Below are 15,223 nucleotides of genomic sequence, written 5' to 3'. Positions count from 1 at the left end.
TACTTTGACGTGTTCTGTGATGACGGCTGCGCACGGGCGGTGCCCCAGGCTATCGGTTTCTGATGGGCATCCATCGGTTCCTGCACGCTTACCGTGCGGGCCAGAAAGATGGCGCGATCGCTGGGCTCTTGATACTTCGCTCTATCCGCACTGTCGGCGGCATCGAGTTTGTGCTTATCGCAGAAATCCGCGGCGACCCATCGATGCGGCTGCAAGACGCGAAGGGTCTCGGGAGGGGACACCACTATGTCCCGGAGGGTGGAAATCTGCTGTACCACTGCTGCGTGCGGCTGAGCGATGAGCTCTGATTTGTAATAGCGGGCGTGGGAAAGGAGTTCTTTGCGTTCACAATGGAGCGCAGGTGTTCTTAAGGTCATGAAAGCGGCCAAGAATGCACTCGCTCGGTGCTTGGTGATAGGTGCCAGTGTGGAGAAGGGTGGAAAGGGAGGGCGTCGCCAAGCGCGGAGTGCTTGCAGCGCCCTGGGATAGGGATAAGAAAATCCGCTAGCCCCGGCACAGTCGGTATGGCTAGCGGAGGTGGCGAGTCCGTCTAGGCTCTTAGAGGATAGGCGGCGGCCAAAAGTAGTTTTAGCCGCGGTAAGCGCCGCGCCCCAAGGTGTCGCACTGGGACATCTTGCCGGAGTTATAGCCAGCGAGGAATGCCTTCTCGCGTTGTTCAGACGAGCCATGGGTCCAGGAGTCAGGCTGGACCTGGCCGCCGGAACGGCGTTGAATATTGTCATCGCCCACCGCCTGGGCAGCGGCGACAGCTTCTGAGACCTGTTCTTTGGTAATGGGCTCTAGCAAGGGGTTGTCACCCTTGTCGGCGTAGGAGGCCCACAGCCCGGCGTAGCAGTCAGCCTGCAGCTCGATCTTTACGGCGTTGGAATCGGCACCAGGGTTGTTATAGTCCGACAAACCGAGGGTGCCCTCCAGGTTTTGAATGTGGTGGCCAAACTCGTGGGCCACGATGTACATGCGGGCCAAAGGGGCATTTTCCGCGCCGAAATTGCGCAGGGAATCAAAGAACTCGGTATCGAAGTAGGCGGACTCATCGCGTGGGCAATAGAAGGGGCCGGTAGAAGAGGATGCCGCGCCGCATCCGGTATTAACGCCGCCGTGGAAGACCACGCGCTCCGGTTCGGTGTATTGGATATTTGCCTGTTCTGGCAGCACCTTGGACCAAACGTTGTCCACGCTGCGGCCGGTGAACTCTACCAGGCATTCATCTTTGGTATTGCCATCTTCTGCAGTTTTGCATTCTGGGCTATCGCCCTGCGCGGCGCCATCGGACTGAGACTGTTCATTGCCTAAAATCGCGCCCAAGTCTGAGGGGTTACCGCCAAGTAGGAGGAAAAGGCCAACCAAAACAATCGAGCCGACGCCACCGCCGATGGCGATGCCACCGCCGCCGCCACCGGAACGAGCTTCCTTGCCGCCGAAATCGGCACCAGATCTAAAAGTCATGTCTAAATGGTGCCACATGGCCCCTTAAAACACAGGATGAAGATGGGTGCACAAGGGGGCAAGGAAACAGGGGGAGTGTCGCGCCTTGTAGGCCTCCGGGGCGTCGCTGCGTCTACCTTACTACGCTGCATGTACCGGTAGGGATGTAGGATTGTGCACGTTCCTAGTCTTGTGCTTGGTTTGGCGCGCGCTGTTTACGCGTGGCGGGACCCGCAAGTGACACAATTTTCAGAAGGGATTGAACAACAGTGCTGCGTACCCACTTAGCTGGTGAGCTCCGCAAAGAACTCGCAGGAGAGACCGTCACCCTAACCGGTTGGGTTTCCCGCCGCCGCGATCACGGTGGTGTGATATTCATTGACCTGCGCGATCGCTCTGGCATCGCCCAGGTTGTCTTCCGTGAATCTGACGTGGCAGAACGCGCCCACGACCTGCGCTCCGAATACTGCGTGAAGGTTACCGGTACCGTAGAGCCCCGCCCGGAAGGCTCTGAGAACCCCAACCTGCCGTCCGGCGAGATTGAGGTCAATGTCGCGGATCTTGAGGTGCTCAATAAATCCGCAGCGCTGCCGTTCCAGGTTGATGATCCTTCGACCTCGGGTGAGGTAGGCGAGGAGACTCGCTTGAAGTACCGCTACTTGGACCTGCGCCGTGAGCGCCAGGCGAAGGCCCTGCGCCTGCGTTCTGCCGCTAACCGTGCAGCCCGCAAGGTGCTGGATTCTCATGACTTTGCAGAAATTGAGACTCCAACCTTGACTCGTTCCACCCCGGAGGGTGCGCGTGACTTCCTGGTGCCGGCGCGCTTGAAGCCAGGCACGTGGTACGCACTGCCACAGTCCCCGCAGCTGTTCAAGCAGCTGCTCATGGTCGCTGGCATGGAGCGCTACTACCAGATTGCTCGTTGCTACCGCGATGAGGATTTCCGCGCCGACCGCCAGCCGGAGTTTACGCAGCTGGACGTGGAGATGTCCTTTGTAGACCAGGACGATGTCATCGCCTTGGCAGAAGAGATCGTTACCGAGCTGTGGAAGCTCATTGGCTACGAGATTAAGACTCCTATCCCGCGCATGACCTACGCTGATGCGATGAAGTACTACGGCTCTGATAAGCCAGACCTGCGCTTCGACATCAAGATTGTAGAGTGCACCGAGTTCTTTAAGGACACCACCTTCCGCGTCTTCCAGAATGAATACGTGGGCGCTGTGGTTATGGAGGGCGGCGCCTCCCAGCCACGCCGTCAGTTTGATGCTTGGCAGGACTGGGCTAAGCAGCGCGGTGCGAAGGGCTTGGCTTATATCACCGTGGGTGAGGACGGCACATTGGGTGGCCCGGTAGCTAAGAACATTACCGACGCCGAGCGCGAGGGCATCGCAGAGCACGTTGACGCTAAGCCAGGCGATGCCATTTTCTTTGCCGCTGGCGACACCAAGTCTTCACGTGCCCTGCTGGGTGCTGCGCGCGGCGAGATTGCAAAGAAGCTGGACCTTATCAAGGAAGGCGACTGGGCCTTTACGTGGGTTGTTGATGCCCCGCTCTTCGAGCCTTCTGCCGATGCAACCGCTTCCGGCGACGTCGCTTTGGGTCACTCCAAGTGGACCGCGGTCCACCACGCCTTCACCTCCCCGAAGCCGGAGTGGATTGATTCCTTTGACCAGAACCCGGGCGAGGCTACCGCTTACGCTTACGACATTGTCTGCAACGGCAATGAGATTGGCGGCGGTTCCATCCGTATCCACCAGGAAGACGTGCAAAAGCGCGTCTTTGATGTCATGGGAATTGGGGACGAGGAAGCTCAGGAGAAGTTTGGCTTCCTGCTCGATGCCTTCTCTTATGGCGCCCCACCGCACGGCGGCATCGCCTTTGGCTGGGACCGCATTGTCTCCCTGCTGGGCGGCTTCGACTCCATCCGCGACGTCATTGCGTTCCCGAAGTCCGGCGGCGGCGTAGACCCGCTTACCGACGCCCCTGCGCCAATCCCTGCCGCACAGCGCAAGGAAACCGGCGTAGACTACAAGCCGGAAAAGAAGAAGGAACAGGACAAGGCCGGTTCCACTGCGGGAGAGACTGCTGAGGAGAAATAAGCAGATAGCTTGAACCTCAGCCGCTGAGGCACACCGTGCGGGGCACATCGTAGGCCGTGGCCATTTTCGCTGCGGGCGAACTTGTGGCCCCGCTTTGGTGTGAGGGGGCATACTGGATAGAACTATGGATGAAAACGATACTGTGCTATCGCCCGAGGACGTCATCAAGGCCGCCTCGGAGATGTTGTCGCGCCGTTTTGGTGGCACCCCGGAGATGTCGAGCGTAGAGCGCTTGGATGGCTCCGGCAATGCAATGGTCTTGCGCGCAAGGATTGCCCCCGGCGCCTTCCTGCCTCACCGCTCGGTAGTCATTAAATACAACCCGGTTACAGGCTATGGCGTTGATGATGCCGCAATGCTGCGTGAGGTTGTGGCTTATCAATTTACTACCGCGTTATCTGAAGATGTGCGCCCCGGCCCGGTGCTCCTCGCTCATGATTTAGATAAGCGCATTATCGTTTTGACGGACTTGGGTGAGGGCGAAACGCTTGCCGATGTCCTGGTTCAATCCACCGATGCCGACCGCGTCCGAGTGCTGCGCTCGCTGGGCAGCGCACTGGGCCACATGCATGCGGGGACCGCCGGCCATGAGCAGGATTATGAAACCTTGCTTAGCCGCATGTTGCGCAAGAACCCGGAATTGGCTCCGCACCAATCCGTGCGTGATGAGGCATTGGAAGGCTCCATCGGAATCGGCCTCGATTTGCTGGATACGGCGGGGCTCGAAGCCCCCGAAAGCTTCCGTGAGCTAGCAAGTCAAGCAGCCAGGTCTTTGGCCTCCGGAAAAGACCGGGCCTTTACCCCCTTTGACCTTTCTCCAGATAATATTATCGTCTCGCAGCACCTGCACTTCCTGGATTATGAATGGGCGGGATTCCGCAATGTGGGCTTCGATGTAGCCTGCGTTATTGGCGGTTTCCCACAGTTCCTGTTTTCTAAGCCGATTACGGACGAGGAGGCAGATATTTTTATCTCCGCCTGGTCTCGTGCGGTAGCAGACGTGTGGCCGCTGTTTTCTGATCCGGAAGAGATCCATGGACTCATCGTGGCTTCACTAATCGGCTGGGCGCTGTCGAGCGTGACCACCATGCAAGCAGGCGGCATTGAAGGGCTGGTGGCCTTGGTCAGGGGAGAAGCCGAGGTCTTCCACGATCCGCAGCATTCGATCTTGCGCCCGGCCGATCACGGGCCGTTTACGGAAGATGAATTGCTGGTACGCCGCGATCTGTACGAAACCTTTGAGGCGCTGTCGCGCTATGCCGCGCGCTGCGAAAGCCCCGCCTGCGCACCCATCGCAGAGTTTGGCAGCGCAATTGCGCGCCGCTTGGATGATGAATAGATAACTTTGATGTGCCCGCACACTGCTAGGAGGTAGGTTTTTAGTGTCTCAAGACTCACTCTTTGGCGGGCCCACTCCCGGGGACAATGCCGCGTCTTTGCCTGGGAAGAACCTCTTTGCCACCCACGCAGGATCGCCGCTGGCGGCGCGCATGCGCCCGCAGAGCTTGGATGAAGTGGTCGGACAAGACCACCTCTTGGCTCCTGGCAAGCCATTGCGCCGCCTAGTGGAAGGCTCAGGGGAGGCCTCTGTCATTTTGTATGGCCCGCCAGGTACTGGCAAGACCACGATTGCCTCTCTTATTGCGAGCCAGATGGGGCAGAATTTTGTGGGTCTATCCGCGCTCGATTCGGGCGTGAAGCAGGTCCGCGAGGTCATCACCCACGCCCGGCAAGAGCTCATTCACGGGCGCCGGACGGTGCTTTTTATCGATGAGGTACATCGATTTTCTAAAACCCAACAGGATGCGCTGCTCGCGGCCGTGGAAAACCGCACGGTACTGCTCGTGGCGGCGACGACGGAAAATCCCTCATTTTCCGTTGTGGCGCCGCTCCTGTCGCGCTCGCTGCTTTTGCAGCTGCATTCGCTAAGCGACGACGACCTAAGGGGCGTCGCCAAGCGCGCGCTAGAAAGCGATCGAGGCTTGGGCGAGCGCAAGATTCGGATCACCGATGAGGCCTTGGAGCAGCTAGTTCTTTTGGCCGGCGGTGATGCGCGGCGCACATTGACCTACCTGGAGGCGGCGGCCGAGGCGGTCGCCGACGGCGGGGAAATTACCGCACAGACGGTCACAGACAACGTCAATAAGGCGGTGGTGCGCTATGACCGTGACGGCGACCAACACTACGATGTGGTCTCTGCGTTTATTAAATCCATTCGTGGTTCCGATGTTGATGCTGCGCTGCACTATCTAGCCCGCATGGTGGAAGCAGGAGAGGATCCGCGCTTTATAGCGCGCAGGCTCATAGTGCATGCCTCCGAAGACATCGGTATGGCCGATCCCACTGCGCTCCAGGTAGCAGTGGCGGCGGCCGAGGCCGCACAGCTCATCGGAATGCCGGAGGCGAGAATCCCCTTGGCGCAGGCCACCATCCATCTGGCCACCGCGCCGAAGTCTCCATCGGTTATCTCCGCCATCACGCAGGCCCAGGCAGATGTGGCCGCCGGCAAGGTGGGCCACGTGCCGGCGCATCTGCGCGATGGACACTACGAGGGCGCAAAGCGGATGGGAAATGCCGTGGGCTATGTTTACCCCCACGATGATCCCCGCGGCGTAGTAGAACAACAGTACCTGCCCGATGAGTTGGAAGGCTCCGTATATTATGAACCTACCGATCATGGAGCTGAAAAGCGCGTTTATGACTATATAGGCCGCTTGCGCAGCATAATTCGCGGCAAGCGTTCTCCCGGTAAAAACGCTCGCCGGCCGCGCTGATACCTACCCAAGGGAAATTGCGGTGCGGCGAAGGGTAAAGTTGGGCGGGTTAGAAACTTCTCGATAGAAGATGAAAGCTCATACAGTTAGGATTGTTGCTCGTGAAGACTCATGAGATCCGGGAACGGTTTACCCAGCACTTCGTCAATTCTGGTCACGAGGCGGTACCAAGTGCCTCGCTGATCCTGGATGACCCTAACCTGCTTTTCGTAAACGCGGGCATGGTTCCATTCAAGCCCTACTTCCTGGGCCAGCAGAACCCGCCCTTTGCCAAGGGGCTAGCCACCTCTATCCAGAAGTGCGTGCGCACCCTTGATATTGAAGAGGTGGGCATTACCACCCGCCACAACACCTTCTTCCAGATGGCCGGAAACTTCTCCTTTGGCCAGTACTTCAAGGAAGGCGCCATCACCAATGCCTGGAGCTTGCTTACCGGTTCCGTTGAGGAGGGCGGTTTTGGTCTAGACCCAGAGCGCTTGTGGGTGACGGTGTACCTGGATGATGATGAGGCCGCCGAAATCTGGCGCGATAAGATTGGCGTTCCTGAAGAGCGCATTCAGCGCCTCGGCATGGAGGATAACTACTGGTCCATGGGTATCCCTGGACCATGTGGCCCGTGCTCCGAGATTTATTTCGATCGCGGTCCTGAGTACGGCAAGGACGGCGGACCCATTGCCGATGATAACCGCTACATGGAGATCTGGAACTTGGTCTTCATGCAAAACGAACGCGGCGAGGGCATTGGTAAGGGCAATTTTGAAATCGTTGGCGAGCTGCCCAAGAAGAACATCGATACTGGCCTTGGCATCGAGCGCGTGGCCTGCATTTTGCAGGGCGTAGACAACGTCTACGAAACAGACCTGCTGCGTCCAGTCATTGACGTAGCTGAGGAACTTACCGGTGCCACCTACGGCGATAAAGCCTCTCAGGAAGACAATATCCGCTTCCGAGTGGTAGCGGACCACTCCCGCACCGGCATGATGCTCATCTTGGATGGCGTAACCCCGGGCAATGAGGGCCGCGGATATATCCTGCGTCGCCTGCTGCGCCGCATTATCCGTTCCGCCAAGCTGCTGGGCGCTACCGGTGCCACCATGGAGCGCTTCATGAACACGGTCATGGATACCATGACTCCGTCTTATCCGGAGATTGCGGACAACCGTGAGCGCATTCTGCGCGTGGCCGTCAACGAAGAAAAGGCCTTCCTCAAGACTCTGGAGTCCGGAACCCGCCTCTTCGACGATGCCGTGCAGGAGCTCAAGTCCACCTCTCGCGCGAAGACCGCAAAGGTCCTGCCTGGTGAGAAGGCCTTTGAGCTGCACGATACCTATGGTTTCCCCATCGACTTGACGCTGGAAATGGCCCAGGAAGCGGGCCTTGAGGTGGACATGGATGGCTTCAACGATGCCATGGGTGAGCAGCGCCGCCGCGCCAAGGCCGATAACCAGGCCAAGAAGCACGGGCACACTGACCTTTCCCTCTACCGCGACTGGGTAGACAATAACCCCACCGTCTTCACCGGCTACGAGGAGCTTACTTCCGACGCCCGCGTGATCGGCCTTGTCCGCGGCGGAGAAAAGGTCGATGAAGTCCACGAGGGTGAAGAGGTCGAGGTCATTTTGGACCACACCCCACTTTATGCCGAGGCGGGCGGCCAGATGGCTGATCGCGGGCGCATTGTGGCCGGCGAGTCCTTGCTGGAGGTCAATGACGTCCAAAAGATTGGCAAGAAGCTGTGGGTCCACAAAGCCACGGTTACGGCTGGCGGCCTAGACCTGGGCATGTCGGTTGAGGCGGGCGTCGACGAGCAGTGGCGCCACGGCGCTACCCAGGCTCACTCTGCTACGCACCTCATTCACGCCGCACTGCGCCAGGTGCTTGGCCCCACCGCGGTCCAGGCTGGTTCTATGAACCGCCCGGGTTACCTACGGTTTGACTTCAACTACACCGAACAGCTCAGCCAGGCCCAGCTGGAAGAAATTGCCTTGATTACCAACCAGGCAATTGACTCCAATTTTGCCGTCAACACCATCGAGACCTCCTTGGAAGAGGCTAAGGCCATGGGCGCCATGGCGCTCTTTGGTGAGAACTACGGCAAGGAAGTCCGCGTGGTAGAAATCGGCGGACCGTTCTCCATCGAGCTATGCGGCGGTACCCACGTGGGATCCTCCGCTGAAATCGGCCCGGTTTCCGTGCTGGGTGAATCTTCCGTAGGCTCTGGCGCTCGCCGCATTGAGGCTTACTCCGGTATGGATGCCTTCCGTTACTACTCCAAGGAAACCGCCTTGGTGGAAGGAGTCTCCCGCGAGCTTAAGGTGCAGACCGAGGACCTGCCTGAGCGCATTGCTCAGCTATCTGAGAAGCTCAAGGCAGCAGAAAAGGAAATCGAAACCCTGCGCAAGCAGCAGCTGGCTGCGCGTGCCTCCGAGTTTGTCGGCGCCGCCAAGGACATCAATGGTTTCAAGGTTATTGCGCTGACGTTGCCGGATGGAACCACCGGTGGGGACCTGCGCACCGTGGCTACGGACCTGCGTAACCGCCTGCGCGAGGAAGAAGCCGTCATCGTCTTGGGCGCCCAGGACAAGGGCAAGTTCCCGTTCATCGTGGCAGCCACCGACAAGGCCGTCGAACGCGGTGTGAAGTCCGGGGACGTCGTCAAGCAATTTGGCCAGTACGTTGATGGCCGCGGCGGCGGTAAGCCGGACATGGCCCAGGGCTCCGGTTCTTCAGCTGCAGGTGCAGAGCGCGGCTTTGCCGCCGTCGAGGATATGCTCGAGTCCCTGTAGGAGTTCGAACGTGGCACAAGTGGAACCAGATATCCCCGGGGTTGATGATCCGGGGCAGGGCCGCCGGCTCGCGCTTGACGTCGGTACTGTGCGCATCGGCGTAGCAGTGTCCAATAGGGAAGCAACGCTTGCCACCCCAGTGGAGACCGTTCACCGCGAAACCGGGTTTAAGGACCGCGATAAGGGTGATATCGACCGGATCCTAGAATTGATTGATTTTTATGAGGCGGTCGAGGTCATCGTGGGGCTGCCACGAGATTTGCAGGGAAATGGCTCAAAAAGCGTAAAACATGCTAAAGAAATTGCGTTTCGGATCCGCCGTCGGTTGAATCGAAATGCAAATATGGATAAAGTTCCACCACCAGTACGTTTGGCTGATGAGCGTTTGACTACCGTGGCAGCGACCACCGCCCTGCGCGCGTCAGGCGTGTCCGAAAAGAAGGGCCGTAAAGTCATCGACCAAGCAGCAGCGGTGGAGATATTGCAGACATGGTTGGACGGGCGTGCAAACGCTCTCCGTCCAAGGGATGCAATAGATCAGCCTTCAAACTCAGGAGACTAAAACAAGTGAGCCGTAATCAAGAACGTCTCGGTCGATCGATGGAGCCGAAACACGTCAAGCGCCGCCAGCGCGGCATTGCCGTTATCATTGCGTCGATCATCGTTATCCTTGGTGCCCTTATCTACATCGGATTCCGTCTCGGCAATACCTCTGCCGATTATGAGGGAACCGGCAACGGTACCACCCAGCTGGTGGAGGTGCCGGAAGGCTCGTCGATGTCCGAGCTCGGTCCTGCACTGGTGGAAAAGAATGTGGTCAAGACCCAAGACGCCTTTGACTCTGCTGCGTCTATGAACCATAGCGCAAGCCAAATCCAACCTGGCTTCTACCGTCTGCAGGAAGAGATGAGTGCCAACGCCGCGGTAGAGGCGCTATTGGATAAGAATAACCGCGTCGACATGCTCGAAGTCCAAGGCGGCGCAACCTTGGAGGACGTCAAGGTTGTTGGTGGAGACGTTCGTTATGGCATCTACTCCTTGATTTCTGAGGTCAGCTGCAACGATGGCAACTGCCTGAAGAAGGAAGACCTAGAAAAGGTCGCTGCGGAAACTGATCCTGCTGAGCTGGGTGCGCCACAGTGGGCACTCGAGGCCATCAACAAGCGCGGCAACGATCCTAAGCGCATTGAGGGCCTTATCGCTCCAGGCCAGTACGTCCTGGACCCCAATATGGAGGCCAAGGATATTTTGAAGGACCTCATTACCCGCTCTACCAAGCGCTACAACGAGACCAAGATCGAAGAACGCGCCCAGGCTATCGGTCTGAGCCCTTATGAGCTGCTTACTTCCGCATCCCTAGTGGAGCGCGAGGCGCCAGCAGGTGAGTTCGACAAGGTCGCCCGCGTCATCCTCAACCGTCTGGACGAGCCGATGCGCTTGGAGTTTGACTCCACCGTGAACTATGGCTTGGAAGACGTTGAGCTGGCCACCACCGATAAGGCCCGTGAGGAAAAGACTCCGTGGAATACCTACGCAAAGGAGGGCCTGCCGGATACCCCGATTGCTTCTCCTTCGGATGATGCAATCAAGGCCATGGAGCAGCCTGCTGAGGGCAATTGGAAGTTCTTTGTCACCGTGGACGAAGAAGGCACCACCGTCTTCTCCGATACCTACGATGAGCACTTGGGCCGCGTTGATGACGCCATCCGCTCCGGCGTGCTTGACTCCAAGCGCGAAGGGGAGGGCGCTGGTTCCGGCAACGGCGACGCCGCTGCCGAGCAGCCCGCCAAATAAAGTCGCAAAACCACGAAGAGGTAGAACCGATGCCACGTGCGGCAGTCCTTGGTAGCCCCATCGAGCACTCACTGTCTCCGGTGCTCCACAATGCTGGCTACGAGGCTGCTGGGCTCGAAGGTTGGGACTACACCCGCTTTGAAACGGCTGCGGAGGGCTTGCCGGATCTGGTGAGGGGGAGTACCCCTGAGTTCGTAGGGTTCTCCGTCACCATGCCGGGTAAGTTCGCCGCCCTCCGCTTTGCGGATACCGTAAGCGAGCGCGCACAGCTGATAGGTTCCGCAAACACCCTGGTGCGTAAAGAAGAAGGGTGGTTTGCAGACAATACCGACACCGAAGGCGTGCGTGGCGCGCTCATAGAACTTTTGGGGGATTCCCCCGCACGGCACGCGATGCTCATTGGAGCTGGGGGCACAGCGCGTCCAGCTTTGTGGGCGCTGGCTGAGCGCGGAGTGTCTACCGTCACCGTGCTCAATCGCTCGGACCGTAGCGCCGAGCTACGGCCACTTGCCCAAGAGCTGGGACTGGAGCTTTCTTTCACCGGTTTCGATGGTGACCTATCTGCACTGTCTCGCGCAGCCGATGTCATTGTATCCACCGTTCCCGCCGCTGCGGTGGAGGACTGCGTCTTCGACATCGCCCACGCACCGGTGCTCGACGTCATTTATGATCCCTGGCCCACGCCGCTGACCACGTGCGCGGCGGCCAACGGGTACAAGTCCGTCGGCGGCCATGTCATGCTCGCATATCAAGCATTTAGCCAGTTCGAGCAATTTACCGGCGTGGCCGCACCGCGGGAAGAGATGCTAAATGCATTGAATGAGGAATTGCAGCGGCGGTCGCAAACTGTCAAATAAAACGAGGCCTGGACAAGTGCGGGCTATCCTTCGCGTCTGGCTCACGCTGCACAATTCGCCCTCTGAGTGAAAGCCTCGAGCGCTAGGCGGTACCTCGCTTTACTCTAAGTCCCGTGTTGATCTTTGGGGGAATTGTTTATTGCCTTTGGGCCGCGGCGCTGTCTTGGTGGGACTTGCGGCATCGCCGCTTGCCCGACTGGTTGACGCTGCCAGCCGCTGCGTTGTCACTTGTACTTGCCAACTGGGGCGGGCTGTGGTGGCCGGGGATATACCTCGTGCTTGGGCTGGCCCATGCAGGGGTGGGTGGCGGCGATATTAAGCTGGCCGTGCCCTTGGGGATGCTGGTAGGGCATTTTGCTGGGTTTATAGGGGTGGTGGCGGCGAGCGGCTGCGCGTCCCTGTTAACGCTCGGCTGGTCTGTGTGTGCTGGGCAGAAAGAAAGCGCGCATGGCCCCGCGATGTTATTGGCGGCGGCAATCGTCGTGGCTTGTGTTTACCCTTTTTGAGGGGGTGGAAGAATATATTGCGGGGCCAAGTTCATACCGGATTGGCCTCATCGTGCGATAATACCCGCATGCTTCGTTGGACTACTGCAGGTGAATCCCACGGCCAAGCTCTTATTTCTCTGCTGGAGCACATGCCCGCCGGGGTCCCAATTACCCGCGCCGATATTTCGCATCAGCTTTCCCGGCGCCGCCTTGGCTACGGCCGTGGCGCCCGCATGAAGTTTGAGGCTGATGAGGTTTCCGTGCTCGGCGGAGTCCGCCACGGGCTGACTCTGGGTAGCCCTATTGCCATCATGATTGGCAATACGGAGTGGCCGAAGTGGACCACCATCATGTCGGCCGATCCACTGGATATGGACGATGAAGAAAATATAAAGGCCATGAATTCTGGACGGGGTGCAGCCCTGACTAGGCCGCGTCCAGGCCACGCGGATTTTGCCGGAATGGTGAAATACCGCCATAGTGAAGCGCGCCCCATTCTGGAGCGTTCCTCCGCGCGTGAGACTGCAGCGCGTGTGGCTGCCGCTACCGTCGCGCGCAACTTCCTGCGCGAGACCCTCGGCATCGAGGTACTCTCCCACGTCATTTCTATTGGGGCTTCTGAGCCTTATGAGGGCCCTGCGCCGGCGTTCGCGGACATCGAGGCTATCGATGATTCACCCGTGCGCGCCTGTGATAAGGAGGCAGAGGCCTCCATGATTGCAGAAATCGAAACCGCCAAGAAACAAGGCGATACCTTGGGCGGCATCGTCGAAGTCGTGGTAGATGGCCTGCCTATTGGACTGGGCTCGCACATTTCCGGCGATGACCGTTTGGATGCGCAATTAGCCAGCGCTTTGATGGGCATTCAAGCTATCAAGGGCGTGGAAATCGGTGATGGCTTCGCAGAGGCTCGGCGGCGCGGCTCCGCTGCTCACGATGAAATGGTGCGTACCGCTGAGGGCATTTCCCGCCTCACCAATCGCGCAGGTGGCCTCGAAGGCGGCATGACTAATGGGCAGCAGCTTCGTGTCCGGGCGGCGATGAAACCAATCTCTACCGTCCCGCGCGCATTGCGCACCGTTGATATGGAATCCGGCGCCGAGGCAACTGCCATTCACCAGCGCTCCGATGTCTGCGCGGTTCCGGCGGCCGGCGTCGTAGCAGAAGCCATGGTTGCCCTTGTTCTTGCGCGCGCTGTGCTTGAGAAATTCGGCGGAGATAGCCTCGAAGAAACCTCTCAGGCTATTGCCGCGTATGATAGATACGTTTCGGACCGCCTTGCTTTTGACCAGGAGTAAGTTATGACCACCCCAACCGCCGTTACGGGCCAACCCCGCCCACGCGTTGTTTTGGTTGGCCCGCCAGGCGCGGGTAAATCCACACTTGGCCGCCGCCTATCCCATGCCCTGAGCTGTGAATTTACTGACTCTGACCACCTTATTGAACAGGCACAAGCAAAGCCTTGCGGGGAAGTCTTTAGCGAGCTCGGTGAGCAGGACTTCCGTGCGCTTGAAGCGCAACACGTTGCGGCCGCGTTGCGTACCGATGGGGTCGTAAGTCTCGGCGGCGGGGCAGTGCTCACGGAGTCCACTCGTGACCTCCTGGAGCGGCACACGGTAATTTTTTTGGATATTTCCCCTGAAGAAGGAGCAAGGCGCACCTCCGGTGATAGCAATCGGCCGGTTCTTGCAGCCGCTGACCCCCTCGAACATTACCGAAACCTAGTGGACGTGCGGCGCCCGTATTACCAGGAGGTTGCCGATTATCGAGTGCGCACAGATACCCGAACCCCGCAGCAGGTAGTAGGCGATATTCTCGGTTTCCTCGATACCCTTTAGCTGCCCGCTGCGCTCGTACTTGTTCCTCGCCACACTGCCTCGGCGGCGAACGGAAAGGACCACCATGCCCACCATTGCCGTTAATGGACCGCAGCCTTATAAAGTTCGCATTGGCGCCGGTCTCAATGAAGACATCGCGCAGCGCTGCGCGGAGATTGGCGCTAGCCGGGCAGGCATTGTCTTCCAACCGCCGCTGCGCGCCGCCGCCGAGCACCTAGCGGAACTCGTTGGGACCCAGGGGGTCGTGCCCGTGCTCATTGAGGTTCCCGATGCTGAGGCGGCCAAGCAGCTCAGCGTCGTTGGCGGTGTATGGGACAAGCTGGGGGAGAACGGCTTTAACCGGCGTGACGTCATCATCGGCCTAGGCGGTGGTGCCACCACCGATATGGCGGGGTTTGTGGCGGCTGGGTGGATGCGTGGCATCAAGATTATCCAGGTGCCTACCACGCTATTGGCCATGGTTGATGCCGCCGTGGGCGGCAAAACCGGCATCAATACGGCGGCCGGGAAGAATCTTGTCGGCGCCTTTCACGAGCCGGATTCCGTCTTTGTGGACCTAGAGCGCCTTGACACCCTGCCCGAGGCGGAAATCGTTGCCGGTTCGGCGGAGATCATCAAAACTGGTTTCATTCATGACCCGGTAATTCTGGAACGCTATGAGGACAACCCTGGGGCCTGCGGGGACCCGCAGGGCTTCTTGCCAGAATTAATAGAACGCTCCATCGCAGTAAAAGCCGCCGTGGTAAGCCAAGACTTGAAAGAGTCAGGTATGCGCGAAACGCTGAACTACGGCCACACTTTTGGCCATGCTGTAGAGCGCCATGAGAACTACGAATGGCGCCATGGCAACGCGGTGGCAGTGGGCATCATGTTTATCGCCCACCTGTCGCATTCCCGCGGCCTCATTGATGCTCAACTGGTGGAAAAGCACCGCCGGATCCTGCACAGCATTGGGCTTCCCACGCGGTATAAGGCAGGCCATTTCGCCGACCTGTATGAGGCCATGACCCATGATAAGAAGAACAGGGACGGCCAAATTCGGTTTGTGGCCTTGACTGGGGTGGGTGAGACCACCCGCCTGGAAGGCCCTGACTTGGACGAGCTCGAGGCGGCCTACGCCGCGATTTCGGAGTAGAAG

13 protein-coding genes are annotated in these 15,223 nt (G+C 59.0%); 12 read left to right on the top strand and 1 reads right to left on the bottom strand.

All coding sequences use genetic code 11. The annotated features are described in order from the left end of the window. Positions 1-62 precede the first annotated feature (62 nt). Positions 63-308: a hypothetical protein gene (locus QP904_RS00905; protein WP_284835373.1), complete on the top strand. Its 246-nt coding sequence runs from the start codon at positions 63-65 to the stop codon at positions 306-308. A gap of 280 nt (positions 309-588) precedes the next feature. Here the strand turns inward: QP904_RS00905 and ypfJ are convergent, their stop codons facing one another. Further along, on the bottom strand, positions 589-1,467 hold the full coding sequence (gene ypfJ / locus QP904_RS00900) for a KPN_02809 family neutral zinc metallopeptidase (RefSeq protein ID WP_284835372.1): 879 nt from the start codon (positions 1,465-1,467) through the stop codon (positions 589-591). Positions 1,468-1,715: 248 nt separating this feature from the next. On the opposite strand from ypfJ, the gene aspS reads away from it, so the two are divergent. The 11 genes from aspS to aroB all read left to right on the top strand — a co-directional run bounded on the left by aspS (position 1,716) and on the right by aroB (position 15,220). After that, positions 1,716-3,548, top strand: a complete 1,833-nt coding sequence (aspS, locus tag QP904_RS00895) for an aspartate--tRNA ligase (protein ID WP_284835371.1) — start codon at positions 1,716-1,718, stop codon at positions 3,546-3,548. 124 nt (positions 3,549-3,672) lie between these two features. After that, entirely contained in the window at positions 3,673-4,887 is a 1,215-nt protein-coding gene (locus QP904_RS00890) for a phosphotransferase (RefSeq protein ID WP_284835370.1), read from the top strand. 43 nt (positions 4,888-4,930) lie between these two features. Continuing rightward, positions 4,931-6,322 (top strand): replication-associated recombination protein A, encoded by a 1,392-nt coding sequence (locus QP904_RS00885; RefSeq protein WP_284835369.1) that lies wholly within the window; start codon positions 4,931-4,933, stop codon positions 6,320-6,322. A 101-nt stretch (positions 6,323-6,423) separates the two neighbouring features. Next, positions 6,424-9,108 (top strand): alanine--tRNA ligase, encoded by a 2,685-nt coding sequence (gene alaS / locus QP904_RS00880; RefSeq protein WP_284835368.1) that lies wholly within the window; start codon positions 6,424-6,426, stop codon positions 9,106-9,108. Positions 9,109-9,118: 10 nt separating this feature from the next. Then, positions 9,119-9,670, top strand: coding sequence for a Holliday junction resolvase RuvX (ruvX, locus tag QP904_RS00875; protein ID WP_023021457.1), 552 nt, complete (start codon positions 9,119-9,121; stop codon positions 9,668-9,670). Between the two features lie 38 nt (positions 9,671-9,708). Then, positions 9,709-10,902 (top strand): endolytic transglycosylase MltG, encoded by a 1,194-nt coding sequence (mltG, locus tag QP904_RS00870; protein ID WP_239204544.1) that lies wholly within the window; start codon positions 9,709-9,711, stop codon positions 10,900-10,902. A gap of 29 nt (positions 10,903-10,931) precedes the next feature. Further along, positions 10,932-11,759 carry a shikimate dehydrogenase gene (locus tag QP904_RS00865; protein WP_259824612.1) on the top strand — a complete coding sequence of 276 codons (828 nt, stop codon included), beginning with the start codon at positions 10,932-10,934 and terminating at the stop codon, positions 11,757-11,759. A gap of 113 nt (positions 11,760-11,872) precedes the next feature. Further along, on the top strand, positions 11,873-12,265 hold the full coding sequence (locus tag QP904_RS00860) for a prepilin peptidase (protein ID WP_284835367.1): 393 nt from the start codon (positions 11,873-11,875) through the stop codon (positions 12,263-12,265). A 68-nt stretch (positions 12,266-12,333) separates the two neighbouring features. After that, positions 12,334-13,545: a chorismate synthase gene (aroC, locus tag QP904_RS00855; protein ID WP_284835366.1), complete on the top strand. Its 1,212-nt coding sequence runs from the start codon at positions 12,334-12,336 to the stop codon at positions 13,543-13,545. 3 nt (positions 13,546-13,548) lie between these two features. Beyond that, complete coding sequence (locus QP904_RS00850) at positions 13,549-14,085, top strand: shikimate kinase (protein ID WP_023021461.1); 537 nt, start codon at positions 13,549-13,551, stop codon at positions 14,083-14,085. Between the two features lie 64 nt (positions 14,086-14,149). Next, complete coding sequence (aroB, locus tag QP904_RS00845; protein ID WP_284835365.1) at positions 14,150-15,220, top strand: 3-dehydroquinate synthase; 1,071 nt, start codon at positions 14,150-14,152, stop codon at positions 15,218-15,220. The last annotated feature ends 3 nt before the right edge of the window (positions 15,221-15,223 follow it).

The sequence above is a fragment of the Corynebacterium nasorum genome, assembly GCF_030229765.1.
Lineage (GTDB): Bacteria > Actinomycetota > Actinomycetes > Mycobacteriales > Mycobacteriaceae > Corynebacterium > Corynebacterium kefirresidentii.
This window is presented reverse-complemented; position numbering and strand designations above follow the sequence as displayed.